This is a genomic window from Zunongwangia pacifica, from assembly GCF_023499215.1.
Classification (GTDB): domain Bacteria; phylum Bacteroidota; class Bacteroidia; order Flavobacteriales; family Flavobacteriaceae; genus Zunongwangia; species Zunongwangia pacifica.
This window is the reverse complement of sequence record NZ_JAKHSK010000005.1, coordinates 62,325-75,867: the sequence shown is the minus strand read 5'-3', so window position 1 is coordinate 75,867 and position 13,543 is coordinate 62,325. Positions and strand designations below refer to the sequence as shown.

The following is a 13,543-nucleotide window of genomic DNA, read 5'->3' as shown; positions in this document are numbered from 1 at the left end:
GATTTTATAAATCTCTTTTCTTCAATAAAGCATACGAGGAATACACAAAAATACAGGTCCAAACCAAGACGATTAAAATCTGATACCAGTGAATGGAATAATCTTTTTCGAAAGCAGATCCTAACTGATTGGCGGCAGATTGTACGGCATTAAGCCTGGAAAAGGGTTCTTTAACCAAATTGCTCATTGATTCAAGCGGAAAAAACTGTACAATTTTATCTGCAATATCAGATTCTCTAAAAATCCGCCATCTTAAAACAGCGTAAAAAATACTTTCTACAATCCACCAGATAAACAGGAACCCAAGGGCAAAGGCCGAACGTTTTACCAAAATCCCCAGAAATAGACAGAAAGCAAAAAAACCGGTTAGTTTAACGAAATAGGCAAGAATATAGTCAAGATCCGAAAAGATAATTGAAAACTCATTATAATCGGAAAATGAAAGGCCTAAAATCAACGAAACCAAAAAAAGGAAAATGGTGGAAACTATAGAAAACACCATCACGGTGATGAATTTAGATAAAATAAATTCCTTTTTTGATAATCCGTCGATAAGGTTTTGTTTTAGTGTTCGGTTGCTATATTCATTAGACATCATGGAAACAATCACAATCGCCAGAAATAATTTTAATGTGGCAGCGATATAGCTGTTAAAGTGCCAGATAAAAGGGAAGTTAAAAATTCCCTGATCGGCAATTCTAAAATTAACCTGTCCAATAGGAAATTCTATCGATGCGATAAGGGCAATAAACGTGATTAAGATGAAATAAGTTAGAATTAAGATTTTTGAAGATCTACTATATCTAAGTTTTAAAAATTCTATATTTAAAAGTCGTAACATTACGCGGTAGTTTGATTGGTTAGTTGAAGGAATTGTTCTTCCAGGCTTTCTTTTCGTTTTATTAAATAGCTAAGACTAAGTCCTTTTTCAAAAAGATAGCGGTTAATGTCTGATGCTCCCATAGGCTCTTCAATAATCGCGATAACCAAATTTCCTTTAAGGCTTACTTTTCCAATAGATGGGTGTTCGTTTAATAACTGCTGGAGTAATTCGGTATTTTCAGCTTCCAATTCAAAGAAGCCATGGCTGGCATTAATTCCGTCAACAGGGCCACTATATAATTTTACACCTTTTCTTATAATCACGACATGGCTACACACTTTTTCAACTTCATCTAAAAGGTGCGAGGCCAATAAGATGGTCGTGCCATTTGAAGCAATTTTGCGGATAATTTCACGAATCTGATGGATTCCCTGCGGATCCAAACCATTAGTGGGTTCATCCAGAATCAAAATTTCAGGATCGTTAAGCAGGGCAGAGGCGATAGCCAATCGTTGTTTCATCCCTAAAGAAAAGGTTTTGAACTTACTGTCTTTACGATCCAGTAAGCCAACAATTTCTAGTTTTTCCTCAACTTTATGCTCTGGCACGCCTTTAATTTTACATACCAGTTTAAGGTTTTGTGCCGCTGTCATATAAGGATAAAAGTTAGGATGCTCGATGATGGCTCCTACTTTTTTTAAAGCTTCATGTGTAGATTCGGTGCCATTAAACCACTTAAATTCTCCAGAGGTTTTGTTTACTACATTAAGCACCATACCTAAAGTGGTCGATTTACCGCTTCCGTTAGGGCCTAAGATTCCGTACACGTTTCCTTTCTCTATAGTAAAGGATAAATTGTCTACTGCTTTTAACGGCCCATAGACTTTTGTTAATTTATTAATGCTAAGGATTGTTTCCAAAATAGATGGTTTCTTTTCTTACACGACGACTAATTTACATTTTTGTTACAGTTTTCACTTTACTATCTTTATTTTTACTCGATAATCGAGATTAAATGCTCCGATCCCTTTTCGATAGCTATCGAAAAGGGATCGAAGTAAAAAATAATTTTCTAATAAATACCTTATGCGTGTAACTTTAGGTAATTTATTGGATAAAAGAGGTTTTTGGTGCTAATTTTTAAAAACTTATCAGAAATTAGAATGCTGTAAATCCTCATAGTATAAATACCTTAAAGACTTTCTTCGGAAGAGTTTAAAAAAGCGCAAGAATATGGAACCTAAACTGATGTCTAAAAGAAAACCTTCTTTTCCTGTAAACGAACGTTTTAATAAATATCTGGCACGTTACAATCGAAATACAAAAATCCCTGTTTTTTATGAAGATTTATTACGGTTTTCAGGTTCTGTAGTGGTTTATGACCAGGATGATGAAGATACGTATTGGGTACGTTGTTATTACCCGGAGTTTGAGCGTGAAGAGATCGACGAGAGTCTTAAAAAGATCTATAATATTTTACATTCTGACGGTAGTGATGATATGTTGGAATTCCTGGCCGTTGATGCAATAGATTACTGTACCTTCGGAAATTCTAAACCTTTCCGTATAAAGGTTAGAAATATCCTGAATGATGTTTTTACATATTTCTATATAAAAAAGGCGGATGCTTCCCGAATTTATGGATTGGAATTAGAGCATTTGCTGTCACCACATCGTATTACCTTTTTGGTGTATAAAGACACGTTGATTGAAGCGCATATTGCAGGAATTCCGGGAGATGTTTTTATTGAAGAACATTTGCCAAAATTATCGGAATGGGAGAAAGCGCAAATCGCCAAGCAGTTTGTAAAGTTTAACGAACGCTGTACGGTAAGGCTTTTAGGTGATATGCGATCGTATAATTATGTGGTGATCCCAACGCACGATTTTGATCATGTACAATACCAAATAAGAGCAATAGATTTTGATCAGCAATGTTTCGAAGGGAAATTTAAGGTGTATCGTCCTCAGTTTTTTAAGGAAAATTATAAGATGGTAAAATTGGTTTCAGAAAAACTACAGCTTTCCTCGATCGAGCAGTATAGAAAAGAAGAACGCTCGCTTTTGGCCAAAAGAATGATTAATACCCAGGCACGGTTTAAGCGATTGATAAAATGCATGAGTAACGATCATGTTTCCACCAAAGAAAATGTAAATCAGTTACGAACCGAATTATATCACTTTACCAAAGATGTGAAATTTAAACGTGCCAGTACGATGGGGCAGATTTTAAGAACCGCTCTAGATTTTGTGCAACGTAATTATGAAGATGTAAATATGAAAAGGTTGTTGCAATAAGAGTTTAAAAACCAAAGGCCAAAATTATCGAATTTCGGCCTTTGGTTTTTTCTATTTTATCTGTCTAGCTTTTTTCTTCTTTATTGAAGTATACCAGATAATAATACATCTGTTTTTCTTCGTCCCAGCCTTTTTCTACAAACTTATCGGCAGATTCTGCATTCACAAAATCCATTTTAATCTGAATATTGGTATCCAGGTTAATCACATTTTTAAGTTTTTTACGCGCATCGGTCACCGCTTTGTTAGCAATAGGGAACGTGGTGAGATCTTCGATCTTATATTTAGGCGCTTTTTCGGTTTTATAATTCTGGAATTCAGGAACCAGATCTGGGTTATCGATCACCGAGTTTAAGAAGTTAGATTCTTCAAAATCATCGTTTTTTGCGAAGTAATCCATACTTCGGTTCATAAACATGACTTCTTCTTTTTTGTCTTCCGCAGGTAAAACCACGTCTTTGGCAAAATTCTGGCAGAATTTTAAGTACTTTTTAGTGTAATAATTTTCATCGGCCATTACATCTACGCCCAAAAAGTTTTCTAACCAGTATTTTGTATCGTATTTGTTAGAATCGATCGATAAAATCTTATAACCTTCCTCACGTTGCTTGTTGAAAATCAATGCTCCTTTATCTAATTTTTGAAGATTGATTCCCTGTTGAACGATCATTTCTAGAATACTTCCTTTTTCCTGGAATTGTAAGAAATCATGCTTTAATTCAGATTTAAAAATCCCAATAGCCGGAAGTTTTTCGTTATCCAGCTGCGCGTTTTCAAAATAAACCACATACACTTCACCACTTTTAATGTGTGGATGTGCCGATTGTTCAAAAAGTAAGGTGGTAATTTTTTTTGAAGCCTCATGAATGCTTTCAGGATTATCAAAAATCGTATTCGCCAGATTATAAAGTTCGTTAAACTCTAAATCGGTTTCATGGTCAAATTTGTAATAGTTCTCTTCTTTTTCCCGAAAAGGCTTCAGAAAATATTCCTTGATTAACGGGGTAATCTCGTCATTTAACTGGTAAGGTGCCGCAGATAAAAAGATATTTTCATTACGGCTCTTGTTGCCCACACGGTGAATAGACAGGGATTCGATCTGGGCATTATATAAATTAATCATTCAGTTTAAAAATTAAAGTTGAAAATATAGAAAATCAGTTCCAGTTTTCGTCGAAAGAAAAACTATCGTAATCGTCTACATCAAAATCGTCATTAAAATTTTCGTCTTCTGTAGGATCTTCTTCAGCTTTAAATTCTTTATCTGGTGCGTTAGTGGGAATTTGCCCGTGTACAAACATTAAATTTGGGTAATCACGACCTTCTTCGATCTCTGCAATTTGTGCAAGTTCTACCATAAACGTCCACATATTAAAGAAATCGTAAACGTAAAGCAGTTTGGTTTGATCTTCAGACAGTACGCTATCTAAAGTAGTTTCATTCATCAGGCGAATGCTATCATCGCCACCACTCATATCAAACTGGTGAATTTCTTCGCCCTGCGTCCACTCGTCGTCACTTAAGTAAAACGAAGCCATTTCGGTTCCATCAAAACCAAACGCCTGTATGATGGTATTGTGTAAATCCTCGAGCGTATCGGTTTTTAAAATTTCAATATCTCTAAAAACATCTTCCTCTGCATCTAATATCACTCTAAATCTGTAGACCATTTTTGTAAAATTTGGTTAGCAAAGATACGGTTTCAAAACCGTAATAGACAAATTCATTTTACCAGAACTATGGTAAATTTAATAATTATTTACTGAATCTGTGCAGTACAAAAGTCATGCTGGCCAATAGGAAAAAAGCACCTACCTGATGTGTTACGCCCAACCATACCGGAACCTGATAAATCAGGGTGAAAACACCCAATAAAAATTGGATACCAACAATAATTAGTAAACTATTGACCCCGTTTTTTTGAGGTTGTGTTAATTGGAATTTTTTGGCTTTATTCCAGATAATCAGGATGGCGATGACCACAAAATAGGCAAGATAACGGTGTACAAACTGAACGCCGCTTTTACCGGCGATAAAATTTTTCCACACCGGGTTCAATTCGATATAAACGGTTTCATGGATCCATTTCCCTTCGGTCATTAATGGCCAACTATTGTGAATAAACCCCGCGTCTAATCCTGCTACAAATGCACCCCAGGTGATTTGAAGAATTAAAACGATCATTCCTGCCCAAACCCATTTTCTCATTTCAGGGATTGCTGGTTTTACATTGTTTTTATAAATGATATCGAGGGCTACCCAAAATGAATACGCAAAAGTAACAAAGGCTGTCATAAGGTGTGCGGCCAGTCGATAATGACTAACTGAAGGTCGATCTACCAAACCACTTTTTACCATATACCATCCCATAAATCCCTGAAAAGCTCCTAATCCTAATAAAACAATAGCTTTTTTTATAGTTGATTTGGTAAGTTGTTTTGTAAATAAAAAATAGAAAAAAGGGATAATGAAGACCACTCCAATAAGTCGACCAATTACCCGATGAATCCATTCCCAAAAATAGATACCCTTGAAATCTTCTAGATTGAAATGATAATGAAGTTTTTGATATTCCGGATATTGTTTATAAAGATCAAAAGCTTCTTCCCATTCTTGCTGATTCATTGGAGGGATCACACCATGAATAAGCTTATAATTCGATATCGAAAGCCCCGAATTAGTTAAGCGGGTAATGCCACCAACTATAACCATAATAAAAATAAGGATACATCCCGTTAATAGCCAGTATACTACTTTTTTATTGTCTTTCATTAGATATTAATTATAGTTTTTTCGATCATCGAAAATGAAAAGTTTCAAAGTTGTATGGTAATTTTAACTTTTTTGCTGTTGCAATTTAAGTTGTTTACCTTTCTTAAGCATAAGTTCGTGTGCGGCATCATGCTCGTTTGGGATATGACCTTCCAGGATCGCTTCTTTAATGGCATCTTTTATAATACCAACTTCGCGACAGGGCTTTATATTGAAGGTTTCCATAATTTCTTCTCCACTAACCGGCGGCTGAAAATTACGTACATGATCACGTTCTTCAACCTCTTTCATTTTTTGTCTTACAATCTTGAAATTGTTATGATATTTTTTGTAACGACGCGGATTTTTAGTGGTAATATCTGCCTCACACAAGGTCATTAAATCATCGATATTTTCGCCGGCATCAAAGATCAATCTCCGTACAGCCGAATCTGTGACATCATCGTCTACCACTGCGATGGGACGTGAACTCATTAATACCATTTTCTGCACAAATTTCATTTTGTCATTTAATGGCATTCTAAGTCGTTTAAATAATTTAAAAACCATCTTAGAGCCTACAAACTCGTGACCATGGAACGTCCATCCAATCTTTTTATGAAACTTCTTGGTAGGTGCTTTACCAATATCGTGTAGCAAAGCAGCCCAGCGTAACCAAAGATTATCGGTATTTTCGCTAATATTATCCACAACTTCCAGCGTATGCCAAAAGTTATCTTTATGGCGCTGGCCTTCAATCTCGTCGATACCTTCCAACGCCGTAAGTTCTGGAAGGATAAGTTTTAAAAGCTTTGTTTTGTGTAAAAGCGCAAAACCTTTAGACGGTCTTTCAGACATTAGAATTTTATGTAATTCTTCTGTAATTCGCTCTTTCGAGATAATTTTTATACGATTGTGATGCTCTTTAATGGCATCTAAAGATTTTTTCTGAATAATAAAATTAAGTTGCGATGCAAAACGAATCGCCCTTAACATACGTAAGGGATCATCAGAATAGGTAACTCCGGGTTCAAGCGGAGTCCTTATTAACTGAGATTTTAAATCTTCAAGTCCGCCAAAAGGATCCAGTAAATCACCAAAATTAGAGGTGTTTAAGCTTAAGGCTAATGCATTTATCGTAAAATCACGGCGGTTCTGATCATCTTCGAGCGTTCCATTTTCTACTACCGGATTCCTGCTGTCTTCAGAATAGCTTTCTTTTCTGGCGCCTACAAATTCAATTTCTATATCAAAAGCACGTAGCATGGCGGTACCATAATTTTTAAAAACCTGTACCTTGGGTTTATGCGGGAGGAGTTGAGAAACCTTTAATGCCAAATCGATCCCGCTACCTAAAGCAACAATATCAATATCTTTGGCGTCACCACGTTGCAGGATAAAGTCTCTTACAAATCCACCAATCACATAACTTTCTAATTGAAGTTCTTCTGCTGCCTGAGAAATTACTTTAAAAATTTGATGATCTAAAGCTTCGCTATAATTTTTCACTACATTAATTTTCTTTGCCACGAATACACAAATGGTTATAAACGTCTCTTTTAAAGTCTAATCAATCAATCTTTAAATCGTGGTGAAATTTGGCAAATCCTATTCAACTTTATTAGCAGTATAAGAATCTATTTCCTTATCACTTTTACCGTTCCGTCGTTGCTAAGTTTAATGATAGCCGAGGGTTTTGCTGATTTTTTAGACCGGTGCAAATTTACTACATAGTCTACACCTTTTAAAATTTCGGGACTAATTTGGGAAAAAGAACCCGGCGTTGGCTGCCCACTGATATTTGCAGAAGTCGATACCAAAGGTCGGCGCATACGCTTTGTGAGTTCTTTGCAAAAAGGATCTTTAGTTACCCGTATGGCCAGGGTGTTATCTTCAGCAATCAAATTTTCAGCTACACGAATGGGATCATCGTAAATAATGGAAGTTGGTTTGGCTGCATATTTTAGAATATCGTAAGCAACTTCTGGAACTTCTTCGACATATTCATTGAGCATTTTAAAATCCGAAACCAAACAGATCATGGATTTGCTTTCAGCTCTTTTTTTAAGGGCAAAAATTTTATCAATAGCATCTGCATTGGTGGCATCACAGCCAATTCCCCAAACCGTATCGGTAGGATAAAGGATAATTCCACCTTTTTTAAGAACGGCTAAACAATTTTGAATTTCAGTCTTTTTATCTTCCATAGTTACCTTGCTAACGACCTGCAAAGATACTTCAGAAAATTGATGAAACCAGTTTTAAATCACATTTCCTTAAAATTCATGACATCTTTTATCTATAGCTCTTTTATGGATTGTTTTTGTTTTAGGGAATCAGAAATAGAAGCACCACGAAGTAGCAGTTTAAGCAATGGGAAATATTTTGGTTTTACAATAAATGTTACCCCATAGCGAGTACATAAAAGGTTTAGTGAAAATTGATGACATAAAAGCTAGAATGTTGGCACGTATGGTATAGAAGCGAGATTTTTATAAAACAATCAATACTAATTGGTATTTTAGTTAGTCTTTAAATTTCTATAATTGTAATTTTGCAGCATGAAAATCGTATACGCAGACGCTTTTAAAGATCAGACTGAAGAAATAGAGCATATTTTATCTGATTTTTCAGAAAAAGGGAAGGTGCTTAGCAGTGGGCGAAATACCATAAAAACTTTCGTTCTTAATGGAAGGGAAGTGAATGTAAAGTCATTTAGGATTCCTAACCTTATCAATAAAATTGTATATCGTTTTTTTAGAAAATCCAAAGCAGAGCGCAGTTTTAGTTATGCTGAATATCTTTTATCTCGCGAAGTAGGTACGCCTTTTCCCGTTGCGTATGCTGAAGAATGTAAATGGCTCACCTTTGGTAGAAGCTACTACATTTGTGATCATTTAGAGTACGATTTTACCTTTAGGGATATCGAGAAATTTAAGAATGCTGCGCAACAGGAAGCGGTTTTAAGAGCTTTTACACGATTTACCTACGATCTTCACGAAAAAAATATCGAATTTTTAGACCATTCTCCCGGGAATACACTTATTCAGGTTGATGGTGATGGTTTTCAGTTCTTTTTAGTCGACTTAAACCGAATGAATTTTAAGCGACTGGATTTTAAACAGCGCATGAAAAATTTCTCTCGTTTAACGCCCAATAAGGGAATGATTAAAATTATGGCTAACGAGTACTCGCAACTTACCGCCTGGAATGAAAATGAAGTTTTTGAAACCATGTGGGGACTTACACAGGAATTTCAGGAGAAATTTTTCAGAAAAAAAAGACTAAAGAAAAAGCTTAAGTTCTGGAAAAAATAACTTCTTAAAAGTAGCAAAAAAGTCTTCGATTTTATCTAATATCGATTATCGCGTAAATGGTTTTCTATAGCTTTTAAAAGTAAAATAATTTAGTTTTTTTCTTAATTGATAGCGTCTTACCAGGTTTAAAGGTTTGCTGGTTAAAGTTGGTTTTGCAGTATGTAAAACATCAATACAGGTAGAAATTACACGCTCGCTGCTTTTGCCGTCAAAATAAGGATGCGTATCATAGATGTAAGATTCGATATCTTTCAATAGTTTTTTTGAAGGAGAAAAAGCTGTCCTAATGGCATTTTCGATCTCTTCAGGAGTAGAAATATCGATAAGGTGATTTGCCGGTTTATTATTTCTGAAGGTAACTACCGGTTTTTTCTGAAGTATAAATTCGGTTATCGCTGAAGTGGTATCTGAAAACATAATATCTGCCTGGCGGAACAGCGGAATAATATTGGTAGTATCATAATATTTGAAGTTTTCGTGCTGCATTTTTTTTACAATCTCGATCTTCTCTTTATCCATTTTTGGGTGGAGTACCGCTAAAAACTCAAATTCCCCGGTTTTCGATAATTTTTTAATTTCGGCAATCACTTCTTCATGATACAACCAGCTGTATTTAGGAGAAAAGGTAGAAGAAAGCAAAATTGTAGGTTTTTCACGCTGTTTTTCTTCAATTTTAAATAAAGGATCTACTTTAGACCAGCCTGTCTCCCGCACTAAAAAATGATTCTTTTTTTGCTGAATTTCTTTAAACGGAATAGTGGTCGATGGCCCTTGTGTGCAATAAAGATCGAATAAGCCGCGAATTCTAAAATGTCCTTTTTTATCACTGTGCTTATTGGCTAAAAATCCATGAAATATCTGCACTTTTAATCCCGGTAGAAAATCGGCAACCACATCGGTAATGCAAAGTACGATATGCGGTTTGTAAACAATAGCTTCTTCGATAGAATTAATTAATTCGCCATTTTCAGGAAAGTAACTTTTGGGAGGATCAAGTTCAGAAAACCACTTCACTTCATAATTTCTTCTCTTGATTTCTTCCTGAAGCGGCAAGCCGATAGGCAAAGCGTAAGTATGACTTATATAAATGAGAAAGCGATAGGTCATTTAGCATTCAATTTTAGAAAATGATTCAGTGGCTTTTCAATAAATGTTGGTAGGAATTTATCGTAAAGCTCAAATACGTTTTTATGCAACTCATCCTGATTTTTATCCGTAAATAATTCCGGAGAAAAATCTTTTAAATGCACCGAGACATTTTGTTTTCCGTCCTCATAAATATTCCAATTCGCTTTGTTTAAAGGAGGTGAGAATATCGCGAAAGATGGGATGTTTAAGGCTTTTGCCATGTTTATGGCGCCACCTTCATTACCAATAATCGCATCGCAAAAACTGGTAAGTGCCAAAAAATCTCGTAGGCTCTCACCATAGATATCAAGATAAACCTTTTCTCTTGTTTGCGCTTTACAATAGCCAATTAAAGTGGTAATTTGATCTTTTTGACTTGGGATATAATTGAATAAAATAGCCGTATTTGCTTTCGCTGCGATCTGGTCTAAAAGCTCAGCTAAATAGGGGAGTGGATAGGTTTTCTTTGCAGAACTTCCCAAAGCACCAATCATATAAATGGAGTCTGAAAGATTTACGCCACCTTCAGTTAATTTTGTTTTGGCTTTCTCACGTTCAGTATCGCTTAAAAATATTTTTGGTTTTAGCTGAATTGGAGCATCTTTAATAAGTGGACTAAGCAATCGCATCCTTTTTTCTATGGCGGCACCGGCGTTTGTTTTTGCCTGAATATTTCTGCTGAATGTATGGGTATAAAAAGGACGGGTATATTTCTTCTCAAATCCAATTTTATATTTCGCCCCCGAAAAACTGGTAATGATTGAAGTCTTTACGGTTGAATAAGCATCGATAATAGCATAGTAGTTTTCGGTTCTAACCTGTTTTACCAGTTTATAAAAAGGAAGCTCATTTTTACCGAATATCAGCTTATCGATAAACGGGTTATTTTCTACAACCGCTTTGGTGTGCGGGTAAATAAGGTAATGCAGCTGCGCCTCGGGATAAGCTTCCCGAAGTGCTTCAAATAAGATTGAGGACGTAAGAACGTCCCCAATCATTTTTTGCTGTATAACCAGAATTTTCATTTATACCGCTACATCATATTCTCTAAGCGCATCGTTTAGAGATGTTTTTTTGTTGGTACTTTCTTTACGTTTCCCAATAATTAATGCACAGGGAACATTAAATTCTCCTGCGGGGAATTTTTTAGTATAACTACCAGGAATCACTACCGATCTTGCCGGTACAATTCCTTTCATTTCTACAGGCTCATCTCCGGTTACATCGATAATTTTTGTTGAACCGGTAAGCACAACATTAGCACCAAGTACGGCCTCTTTTTCAACACGAACACCTTCTACAACGATGCTACGAGATCCTAAGAATGCGTTATCTTCAATAATTACAGGAGAAGCTTGTAATGGTTCTAACACACCACCAATACCAACACCGCCGCTAAGATGAACATTTTTACCAATTTGTGCACAACTACCCACAGTAGCCCAGGTATCTACCATGGTACCTTCGTCTACATAAGCGCCAATGTTTACATAACTTGGCATCATGATAACGCCGCTAGAAATATAAGCACCATGTCTTGCAACTGCATTTGGAACTACACGAATTCCTTTCTCTTTATAGCCTTTCTTTAAAGGCATTTTATCGTGATACTCGAAGATTCCGGCTTCCAAGGTTTCCATTTTTTGGATAGGAAAATAAAGCACTACGCCTTTTTTTACCCATTCGTTCACCTGCCATCCACCGTCAATTGGCTCGGCAGTTCTTAGTTTACCTTCGTCCAAAAGTGTAATAACTTCTCTAATGGCATCTGTAGTTTCTTTATCTTTTAACAGCTCACGGTTTTCCCAGGCTGCTTCGATTTTCGCTTTTAAGTGATCCATAAATCTAATTTTTAGCAAATATAAGAGCTTCAATGTAATTTTTGGGGAGCTATGGATATAAACCTTACCTTTGCATAAATTTTGAAGTATGGCAAGAGTTATGGCATTGGATTATGGAGTTAAGCGAACGGGTATAGCCGTTACCGATGAGCTTCAGATGATTGCCAGCGGACTTACCACTGTTGATACGCCGTCTCTTTTAAATTTTCTTGAAGACTATTTTAAAAAAGAAAAGGTAGAAACGGTCGTGGTGGGAGAGCCAAAGCAAAAAGACAATTCGGCTAGCCAAAGTGAGGTTTTTATTGCTGAATTTCTTAAAAAATTCACTGAAAAATTTCCCGATATGAAGCTGGTGCGTGTTGACGAACGTTTTACCAGTAAAATGGCTTTTCAGACCATGATCGATAGCGGACTCAAAAAGAAAAAGCGACAAAATAAAGCTTTGGTCGATGAGGTAAGTGCGACCATTATCCTTCAGTCTTATCTTTATTGAAAAGGATGAAAGTAGAAAGTATAAAAGAATAAGGTTTAAGGAAGAAGTATAAACTTCAAAATGAAATCTGATGAATGTATTTTTTGATAGATTTTGCGATGAGGGAAGGGGTAAGTGAAAAAGCTGAAGTCGAGGTTCTTAAAGAAGCAAAAGGAACTAAAAGCAATCTTTGTAGCTTCTAGAAAAACAGCTCTGCGAGAAATAAAGTATTTTATATGGAATGAAAGATATTATAACTTATTCATTAGACATTAAAAGTTAAACAGAGATTAGAGATTAAAGAATAGTATATGATTTTACCAATAGTAGCCTACGGTGATCCGGTATTAAAAAAGAAGGCAAAACCGATTGATAAGGACTATCCAAAATTAGAAGAATTAATAAGTAATATGTGGGATACCATGTACAATGCCTATGGCGTTGGACTTGCTGCACCACAGGTTGGCGTTCCTATTCGATTATTTGTGATCGATGCCGCCCCTTTTGCTGAAGATGATGATTTAAGTGCTTCTGAAAAAGAATACCTAAAAGGATTTAAAAAAGTATTTATCAATGCGCAGATCATAGAAGAAACCGGAGATGAATGGGCTTTTTCTGAAGGTTGTTTAAGTATCCCTGATGTTAGGGAAGATATTTTTAGAAAGCCAGAGGTCACTATCGAATATCAGGATCAAAATTTTGAAACCCAAAAGGAAACTTTTACCGGTTTGGCAGCACGTGTGGTACAACACGAATACGATCATACGGAAGGAATTCTTTTTACCGAAAAAATATCCAGTCTTAAGAAACGACTGATTAACGGGCGTTTAAAAAAGATTTCTTCGGGGAAAATAAAAGTAGACTATAAAATGCGTTTTCCAAGCGTAAAAAAAGGTCGTTAATATTTTTGATA

General features: G+C 35.8%; 14 protein-coding genes. 4 read left to right on the top strand and 10 right to left on the bottom strand.

Features of this window, described 5'->3' with window-relative positions; all coding sequences use genetic code 11:
• Positions 1-4: 4 nt before the first annotated feature.
• Positions 5-841: an ABC transporter permease gene (locus L1967_RS04875; RefSeq protein ID WP_249600605.1), complete on the bottom strand. Its 837-nt coding sequence runs from the start codon at positions 839-841 to the stop codon at positions 5-7.
• A complete protein-coding gene (locus L1967_RS04870) occupies positions 841-1,743 on the bottom strand; it encodes an ABC transporter ATP-binding protein (protein ID WP_249600604.1) in 903 nt (300 codons plus the stop codon). The genes L1967_RS04875 and L1967_RS04870 overlap by 1 nt, the downstream gene beginning before the upstream one ends.
• 313 nt (positions 1,744-2,056) lie before the next feature.
• On the opposite strand from L1967_RS04870, the gene L1967_RS04865 reads away from it, so the two are divergent.
• Positions 2,057-3,121, top strand: coding sequence for a hypothetical protein (locus tag L1967_RS04865; protein WP_249600603.1), 1,065 nt, complete (start codon positions 2,057-2,059; stop codon positions 3,119-3,121).
• Between the two features lie 64 nt (positions 3,122-3,185).
• Here L1967_RS04865 and L1967_RS04860 read toward each other — a convergent pair whose 3' ends face one another.
• The 5 genes from L1967_RS04860 to L1967_RS04840 form a co-directional block, all read right to left on the bottom strand.
• Complete coding sequence (locus tag L1967_RS04860; protein WP_249600602.1) at positions 3,186-4,244, bottom strand: nucleoid-associated protein; 1,059 nt, start codon at positions 4,242-4,244, stop codon at positions 3,186-3,188.
• Positions 4,245-4,278: 34 nt separating this feature from the next.
• On the bottom strand, positions 4,279-4,791 hold the full coding sequence (locus tag L1967_RS04855; RefSeq protein ID WP_249600601.1) for a plasmid pRiA4b ORF-3 family protein: 513 nt from the start codon (positions 4,789-4,791) through the stop codon (positions 4,279-4,281).
• Between the two features lie 85 nt (positions 4,792-4,876).
• Positions 4,877-5,893: a COX15/CtaA family protein gene (locus tag L1967_RS04850; protein ID WP_249600600.1), complete on the bottom strand. Its 1,017-nt coding sequence runs from the start codon at positions 5,891-5,893 to the stop codon at positions 4,877-4,879.
• A 63-nt stretch (positions 5,894-5,956) separates the two neighbouring features.
• The gene (locus L1967_RS04845; RefSeq protein WP_249600599.1) at positions 5,957-7,402 is read right to left on the bottom strand and encodes a CCA tRNA nucleotidyltransferase; all 1,446 of its coding nucleotides are present in this window, start codon (positions 7,400-7,402) and stop codon (positions 5,957-5,959) included.
• A gap of 107 nt (positions 7,403-7,509) precedes the next feature.
• Positions 7,510-8,079: an L-threonylcarbamoyladenylate synthase gene (locus tag L1967_RS04840; protein ID WP_249600598.1), complete on the bottom strand. Its 570-nt coding sequence runs from the start codon at positions 8,077-8,079 to the stop codon at positions 7,510-7,512.
• A gap of 354 nt (positions 8,080-8,433) precedes the next feature.
• On the opposite strand from L1967_RS04840, the gene L1967_RS04835 reads away from it, so the two are divergent.
• Positions 8,434-9,189 (top strand): lipopolysaccharide kinase InaA family protein, encoded by a 756-nt coding sequence (locus L1967_RS04835; RefSeq protein WP_249600597.1) that lies wholly within the window; start codon positions 8,434-8,436, stop codon positions 9,187-9,189.
• Between the two features lie 45 nt (positions 9,190-9,234).
• Here the strand turns inward: L1967_RS04835 and L1967_RS04830 are convergent, their stop codons facing one another.
• Genes L1967_RS04830 through L1967_RS04820 form a run of 3 tightly spaced genes read right to left on the bottom strand, consistent with a single transcriptional unit; the run spans position 9,235 to position 12,158 of the window.
• A complete protein-coding gene (locus tag L1967_RS04830; protein WP_249600596.1) occupies positions 9,235-10,296 on the bottom strand; it encodes a UDP-N-acetylglucosamine 2-epimerase in 1,062 nt (353 codons plus the stop codon).
• On the bottom strand, positions 10,293-11,315 hold the full coding sequence (locus tag L1967_RS04825) for a glycosyltransferase family 9 protein (protein ID WP_249600595.1): 1,023 nt from the start codon (positions 11,313-11,315) through the stop codon (positions 10,293-10,295). Before L1967_RS04825 ends, L1967_RS04830 begins: the two co-directional genes overlap by 4 nt.
• A 27-nt stretch (positions 11,316-11,342) precedes the next feature.
• Positions 11,343-12,158 carry a 2,3,4,5-tetrahydropyridine-2,6-dicarboxylate N-succinyltransferase gene (locus tag L1967_RS04820; RefSeq protein ID WP_249600594.1) on the bottom strand — a complete coding sequence of 272 codons (816 nt, stop codon included), beginning with the start codon at positions 12,156-12,158 and terminating at the stop codon, positions 11,343-11,345.
• A gap of 88 nt (positions 12,159-12,246) precedes the next feature.
• Between L1967_RS04820 and ruvX the strand changes: the two genes are divergently transcribed.
• Positions 12,247-12,651, top strand: a complete 405-nt coding sequence (gene ruvX, locus L1967_RS04815; RefSeq protein ID WP_084842670.1) for a Holliday junction resolvase RuvX — start codon at positions 12,247-12,249, stop codon at positions 12,649-12,651.
• A 290-nt stretch (positions 12,652-12,941) separates the two neighbouring features.
• Positions 12,942-13,532 (top strand): peptide deformylase, encoded by a 591-nt coding sequence (gene def, locus L1967_RS04810; protein ID WP_249600593.1) that lies wholly within the window; start codon positions 12,942-12,944, stop codon positions 13,530-13,532.
• The last annotated feature ends 11 nt before the right edge of the window (positions 13,533-13,543 follow it).

Excerpts from the sequence above, each read along its gene's own strand:
- L1967_RS04875 (WP_249600605.1), bottom strand. The coding sequence starts at position 841 with ATGTTACGACTTTTAAATATAGAATTTTTAAAACTTAGATATAGTAGA.
- L1967_RS04865 (WP_249600603.1), top strand. The coding sequence starts at position 2,057 with ATGGAACCTAAACTGATGTCTAAAAGAAAACCTTCTTTTCCTGTAAAC.
- L1967_RS04860 (WP_249600602.1), bottom strand. The coding sequence starts at position 4,244 with ATGATTAATTTATATAATGCCCAGATCGAATCCCTGTCTATTCACCGT.
- L1967_RS04855 (WP_249600601.1), bottom strand. The coding sequence starts at position 4,791 with ATGGTCTACAGATTTAGAGTGATATTAGATGCAGAGGAAGATGTTTTT.
- L1967_RS04850 (WP_249600600.1), bottom strand. The coding sequence starts at position 5,893 with ATGAAAGACAATAAAAAAGTAGTATACTGGCTATTAACGGGATGTATC.
- L1967_RS04840 (WP_249600598.1), bottom strand. The coding sequence starts at position 8,079 with ATGGAAGATAAAAAGACTGAAATTCAAAATTGTTTAGCCGTTCTTAAA.
- L1967_RS04835 (WP_249600597.1), top strand. The coding sequence starts at position 8,434 with ATGAAAATCGTATACGCAGACGCTTTTAAAGATCAGACTGAAGAAATA.
- L1967_RS04830 (WP_249600596.1), bottom strand. The coding sequence starts at position 10,296 with ATGACCTATCGCTTTCTCATTTATATAAGTCATACTTACGCTTTGCCT.
- L1967_RS04825 (WP_249600595.1), bottom strand. The coding sequence starts at position 11,315 with ATGATTGGGGACGTTCTTACGTCCTCAATCTTATTTGAAGCACTTCGG.
- L1967_RS04820 (WP_249600594.1), bottom strand. The coding sequence starts at position 12,158 with ATGGATCACTTAAAAGCGAAAATCGAAGCAGCCTGGGAAAACCGTGAG.
- ruvX (WP_084842670.1), top strand. The coding sequence starts at position 12,247 with ATGGCAAGAGTTATGGCATTGGATTATGGAGTTAAGCGAACGGGTATA.
- def (WP_249600593.1), top strand. The coding sequence starts at position 12,942 with ATGATTTTACCAATAGTAGCCTACGGTGATCCGGTATTAAAAAAGAAG.